Raw genomic sequence first — 5,482 nt, forward strand, 5'->3', positions numbered from 1 at the left:
GGTCCCTGGTGCGCCGAGCAGGTCGGGCCGCTCGTCAGGGAGCGGGAGTTGTCGCGCGGCGCCTGCGAGGTGTCGCGGGCCTCGCCGCGCGGGTCAGGCCGTGGGCTCGGCCGCGGCGACGGCGAGTTCTTCCGCGCTCGCCCGGAACTCGTCGAACTCACCCGCGATCACCCCGTCGAAGAACTTGCTGATCTCCACCCGGCTCATGAGCAGCACCGGGGCGGCCGGGTCCTTGTCGTCACTGATCGCGATCATGCGGGTGCCGTCCGGAATGCTGTGGTGCGGGTGGCCCTGGGCGGGCGGGGCCTCCGCGAGGATCACGCAGTCCTTCAGGATCGGGTCGAGGTCGGTGCGGCCCGCCTTGCGCCAGGCGAGGGTCGGCGCGTTCCAGTTGTCGTACGGAATGGTGGTCCGGCCGTTGGTCAGCGTGCCCATGGGGTGCCTCCTGGTGGGTGTTTGAATCCTGGGCCGGTCAGGCTCAGGGTCTGGGGCCGGGTTGCCCGCTGCTTGCGTGGAGGGAAGTGGGGTCAGCCCGCTCCGGGGAGGCTGAGGAGGCTCGGGGCCATTCAGTACGGACCGCACGGCCCGCAGTGCCCTGCGCATGCGTGCGCCCTCCTCGCACTCCCCGGTGCGGCAGTCGGGGCAGGTGCGGGCGTGGCCTCGGAGGCGGCCGGTCAGCTGCCGCGCGGCCGCCTCCGGGGTGAACGGTTCGGTGATCGGCGGCCCGCTGCCGAGGGCGCTCATCGTGTTCCCGGCCGGGGCAGGTCACGGGCGATGCGGACGAGTGCGGCGACCGACTGGACGGGGCACAGGTCACCGACGATGCGGGGCCGCACCGCCCAGTACAGGCCCGTCGGGCCGGTGAGGTCGGAGGCGGGCACGCTGAGGTAGTGGCCCGCGCCGAGCATCGGGGCGTCGTCCGGGTAGGGCCAGCGCGCCACCGGGAACGTGCCGACCAGGGCGTGGTACTCGTCCTGCGGCCGGTTATGGATGACGGGCCCGTCGAGCAACTGGGCGAGCGTGGCGTTGACCAGGTCCAGGTCGGCGGTCCCAGCGGCGGCGCGCACGAGCCGGGCGGGAAGGCTCACCGAGTTGAAGCGGGTGCCGAGCGGCAGCAGCGTGATGCCGTGCTCCTGCCACTCGCGGTGCGCCTGCCGCGCGTCGCCCTGGGAACGCGCGAGCCAGTCGAAGACCGCCGGCCCTGCTCTCCGCACATCCACGCTTCCTGGTGTTCTTCCCCCTCGCGGGGTGAACGGGGTTCGTCCTACGGCGTTCATGGCGACACCACTCCCACTACGCTGAGTTGCCGGTCATCACCCGTTGACAGTAGGCAGCGGTGATCGTCGCCAGAAGTGACCGTGAGTACGGGTAAGTGCCTGCGGAATGCGGGCAAGGGGGCGAGATGGAGCACCACACGCGGTCAACCCTGACTGGCGGTCAGGGAAGGTCTGAACGCGGCCGTGCAGGCATCATTTCGGGGTACGTCTTCCGCGTCATTCGCGAGCAGCTGGGCCACACACAAGACGCCTTCGCCGAGACGTTCGGAGTCTCGGCGGACACCATCGCAGGGTGGGAGTCGGGGCGCCGGCCATTGGCCTCGGTGCCGGTCGGGCAGACTCTCGTACACCGACATCGCCTGATGACGATGGGCTCCGCCCCTACGCTGCTCGCTGCTCTTGAGCGAGCTATGGAAGCTGACGTCCTGCTCGCCAGCGCTCTCGACGAAGAGGCGGCCACCGCGGCCAGCCCGCTCGGCGCCTGGGTCATGCAGCGGGATCTCGTCGAGGTACTGACCTGGCCGCTCAACGGGGTGGCACCCGCGCCGGTCCGGAACCTGCCCGCACCGAAGCGCCCGCGGCGCGGCCCGGTGCCCACGGCACCCGACCTTCCCGCCGAGGACCGCTCGCGGTTCTTCACACGGATGCGGGAGACAGCCGAACGGGCCCGGGGCGGCGGCAACTTCCTGCTGCGGCGCCAGGCCCTGTACCTGGCAGGGTTCGACGACGACACCGATACGTCCGAATGGCTGGCCCACCAGCAGAAACTCTTCCGCCCTGACGACTGGCTGACCCGCTGGCTCAATTCACGCTCCGTCGCCGCCGTCGAAGCCCGCCAAGGGGACCGTGACCGGATGGCCCACTTCATCACGCGCACTCTCGGGGCCGGCGATACGGCCGAGGCAGCGAACCTCAACTATTGGGCGTACTGGCTCGGCGAGACGCCGCACATCGAGTTGTCGGACGACTTCATCGCTTCGCCCACACCGGGCCCCTGGAACGGCGATCGACTGATGGACCACCTTGTCCGTGGCCTCACCCCCAGGCATGGCTTCTTCGACCTCAACGTCCACACGCTGTGGGCGCTGCTGGCGGCGCGCCCCAACCTGCTGCGCGCGCAGTGTGCGGCGGGGACTGCTCTACGCGCACGACTCCCCGTGATGTTGGATGACTTGCAGCTCTCAACGCAGGCAAGACGAGAGCTGGAGGGCATTCGGTACGCAATCCGCCTCGCCGAGGCGTGAAAGGGGACACCGTGGCTGACCAGGACCTCACAGAGGTCGCTCACTTCCTGTGGGAAGCAGGCACTCTGAAGACCGCGCGCCGAACGGGCTGGTGGATGGCGGGCGTCCGGGACCCGGAGAGCGTGGCCGAGCACGCATGGCGCACCTCCGTGATCGCCTCGGTCATCGCCACCCTTGAGGGAGCCGACGCTGCTCGCGCTGCCCACATGGCGGTCTGGCACGACTCCCAGGAGACGCGCACGGGCGACGTCAACCATCTGGGCAAGAAGTACGCGGCCCCCGGAGACGCCGAAGCGGTGACCGCGGATCAGACGGCCGGCATGCCGGAGGTCCTGCGAACTGCCGTGCGCGCCGTGGTCGCTGAGTACGAGGCCAAAGAGACGCCTGAGGCCGTCTGCGCGCGGGACGCCGACAAGCTGGAGTGCATGCTTCAGGGCCTGGAGTACAAGAACCGGGGATATGCCAGCGCACAGCGGTGGGTCGACAACAGCCGTGCGCGCATCGTCACGGAGTCGGGGCAGCGGTTGGCCGACGCACTGCTCGCTCAGACTCCTCTGGAGTGGCTGCACACTGCCATGGGCGAGAAGGGCTGACCTCTGGCTTGGGTCGGCTGGCCTCTGGTACGGGTCGGATCCTGTCGGGAAGCAAGGCGGAGGCCACCGCCGGGCCCTTGGGAGGTGGGAGGGCCGGGCGGTGCTCGGCACAGGCGGGTCAGGCACCGTACCGAGGTGGGGTGCTGGTCATCCCACCTCGGAATGCGGGGCGCCGGAAGCGTGTGTGGGAGGCACGCGAATGCATTCCGTTCACACGGGGTGTGCGGGGCCGGGGTTGGCCCGGCGGGTTGGGCACGTGTGCAAGAGTCGAGGCGTTACTGCGTTGCTGGTGTGGTCCTGGGGACGGACGGGGCGAAGCGGGTTGTCGAAGCTGCACATCATCACCGGTGCTCCCGGCGCCGGGAAGTCCACGCTGTTGAGGCGTGTGAGGGAATACCCGTTCGCCACCGCTGACTTCGACGAGCTCCCGGACTCCGACGGCAGACTGCTGGGCGTCGACATCACCTCGCCCACGGCGAGCGCCGCGTGGCCCGCCTACAACAGGCTCTGGGTGAAGGTCGCGGCGATGATGCTCCGGCCCGGCGGGCCGGTGCTGCTCCTGTGCCCGCTGGCGCCCGAGGAGTGGGCCCGCGCGGCCGAGGGCACCGCGGACCCGCCGCGGACCGACTGGGCACGCCTCGACTGCACCGACGCCGAGCGCCGCATCCGCCTCGCCGCCCGCGGCTGGGCGTCCGACGAGGTCGAGGAGGCGATCAAGGACGCGGCGGAGCTCCGGGCCTCGGTGGAACAGGAGTTCACCACCGACGGCCGCAGCCCTGCCGAGGTCGCCGCGGCCGTGGCCCGCTGGGTCGACGGCAGCTCCGCGCAGCACACCGGGTAGCACGCCGGGTAGCCGGCACCCCTCCCGTCGATGGAGGGCGCCGAGCACGCCCCGTCACCGGCCGCGGAGAGCCGCGCGGAGAGACACGTCACGACTCGCCCCGTGCGCCGTCGTGCGGCGGGGCGATGAACCCGGACTTCACCTGGGCCCGGAGGTCGTCGATCTCCCGCTGCATGGACTTGATCTGTCCGTACGTCTCGAAGAGGTAGCGGGCCTTCGTGCGCAGGGTCAGGGGGTCTATCGGCTTCAGGGCCACGTCCGCCACGCCCAGCCGGAACGCCGTGGCGGAGATCTCCCGGCTGACGTCGAAGCCGGTCAGCAGGACGATGGGTATGGCGCGGGTCTGCTCCAGGCGGCGCACGTAACGCACGACGTCGAGACCGCTCACGCCCGGCATGCGCACGTCGAGCAGGATCAGTCCGACGTTCCCCCGCAGGATCACCCTGAGAGCCTCGTCTCCGCTGGAGGCACTCACGAGCGGGTAGCCGAGAGGGGCCAGCGCGCTCTCCAACGCGAACAGGGTGTCCTTGTGGTCGTCGACGACCAGGATCACGGAGTTGGTCAGCATGGACGGAGGCCCCCTCTGTCAGTAACCACGCTAAACCGACACCGGGTTGCGTAATCCGTGTGTCACCACACGGGCCATAACAATGTTCATGACCGCAGTATCAGCAGCAACAGAGAAAAAAGCGCCCCCTCCCGCCCTCCGACTCCCGCCCTCAGGTGCGGATGCGGACGCCGTGGCGGGTGCGCATGCGGTGGAGCTCCCACAGGGCCACCGCCGTCACGGAGACCGGGCCGCCCAGGATCGCGCACCACTGCGCCGCCGGCGGGCCGTGCGGCAGCCCGCCGTCCAGCGCGACGCTGCAGAGCATCAGCTCCCAGACGAGTACGACGGTGAGCACGGCCGGGAGCGCGGCGTGCACGTTGGACGTGTTGAAGGCGTAGCGGGCGGCGTACGCGGAGGCGAAGGCGAGGAACGGGAGCAGCCAGATCAGGCCGATGAGCAGGGCGAGGGCGACGAGGCCGTTGAGGAGCGTGCCGTAGTTCTGTTTGAGGAGCAGGGCACTGCCCGCGAGGACCAGGCCCACCCCCACCAGGATTCCCACGTACCAGCCCACCGCCTTGAGCGGCGCCGCCATCCGCGAGCGCAGGACGCGCCGCTGGTCGGCGGGTGCGTAGCGGATGAAGCCGAGCACCACGAGCGGTCCGGTGAAGATGAGCAGCAGCGGGGCCAGGATCAGCTTCACCACACCGTCGTTGGCCACGCCGCTCCAGCCGTCGTCCGCGCCGTACGCGTAGATCAGCAGCAGGCTCGCGACCGCGCCCGCGACGGCGCGCCACAGCTGGACCTGCGTGACCAGACGGTCCTCGACGCGGCCCGCGCCGGGCCGGTTGAAGATCGCCTCGGCGCGGCGGCGGGCGGAGCGGATCACCGGGATCAGCGGTGAGACGAACAGGAATCCCCAGAGGGTGCGCCGTCGCCGGGCGGAGCGTGGCGGGTGCGGGCGGGGCTGTGGGTAGGGA

General features: G+C 70.5%; 7 protein-coding genes. 3 read left to right on the forward strand and 4 right to left on the reverse strand.

Translation table 11 applies throughout. The features are described from left to right. Window positions 1-93 precede the first annotated feature (93 nt). Together AOK03_RS15920 and AOK03_RS15925 are read right to left on the reverse strand one after the other, a co-directional pair. Window positions 94-435, reverse strand: a complete 342-nt coding sequence (locus AOK03_RS15920; RefSeq protein WP_055565918.1) for a DUF397 domain-containing protein — start codon at window positions 433-435, stop codon at window positions 94-96. A gap of 305 nt (window positions 436-740) precedes the next feature. Further along, on the reverse strand, window positions 741-1,214 hold the full coding sequence (locus AOK03_RS15925; RefSeq protein WP_055565919.1) for a hypothetical protein: 474 nt from the start codon (window positions 1,212-1,214) through the stop codon (window positions 741-743). 188 nt (window positions 1,215-1,402) lie between these two features. Here AOK03_RS15925 and AOK03_RS15930 point away from each other — a divergent pair, with 188 nt between their 5' ends. The 3 genes from AOK03_RS15930 (at window position 1,403) to AOK03_RS15940 (ending at window position 3,955) form a co-directional block, all read left to right on the forward strand. Next, on the forward strand, window positions 1,403-2,521 hold the full coding sequence (locus AOK03_RS15930; RefSeq protein ID WP_055565920.1) for a helix-turn-helix domain-containing protein: 1,119 nt from the start codon (window positions 1,403-1,405) through the stop codon (window positions 2,519-2,521). An 11-nt stretch (window positions 2,522-2,532) separates the two neighbouring features. After that, on the forward strand, window positions 2,533-3,114 hold the full coding sequence (locus AOK03_RS15935; RefSeq protein ID WP_055565924.1) for an HD domain-containing protein: 582 nt from the start codon (window positions 2,533-2,535) through the stop codon (window positions 3,112-3,114). Between the two features lie 385 nt (window positions 3,115-3,499). Continuing rightward, window positions 3,500-3,955: a hypothetical protein gene (locus AOK03_RS15940; RefSeq protein WP_208609544.1), complete on the forward strand. Its 456-nt coding sequence runs from the start codon at window positions 3,500-3,502 to the stop codon at window positions 3,953-3,955. A gap of 88 nt (window positions 3,956-4,043) precedes the next feature. Here AOK03_RS15940 and AOK03_RS15945 read toward each other — a convergent pair whose 3' ends face one another. After that, window positions 4,044-4,523 (reverse strand): response regulator, encoded by a 480-nt coding sequence (locus AOK03_RS15945; protein ID WP_055565922.1) that lies wholly within the window; start codon window positions 4,521-4,523, stop codon window positions 4,044-4,046. A 151-nt stretch (window positions 4,524-4,674) separates the two neighbouring features. Beyond that, window positions 4,675-5,482, reverse strand: an 808-nt coding sequence (locus AOK03_RS15950) for a hypothetical protein (RefSeq protein ID WP_157868956.1), incomplete at its 5' end; no start/stop codon positions are given.

Source organism: Streptomyces atriruber (genome assembly GCF_001418325.1).
GTDB lineage: Bacteria > Actinomycetota > Actinomycetes > Streptomycetales > Streptomycetaceae > Streptomyces > Streptomyces atriruber.

Bases quoted from the DNA above. Each gene is read 5' to 3' on its own strand.
- AOK03_RS15920 (WP_055565918.1), bottom strand. From the start codon at position 435: ATGGGCACGCTGACCAACGGCCGGACCACCATTCCGTACGACAACTGG.
- AOK03_RS15930 (WP_055565920.1), top strand. From the start codon at position 1,403: ATGGAGCACCACACGCGGTCAACCCTGACTGGCGGTCAGGGAAGGTCT.
- AOK03_RS15945 (WP_055565922.1), bottom strand. From the start codon at position 4,523: ATGCTGACCAACTCCGTGATCCTGGTCGTCGACGACCACAAGGACACC.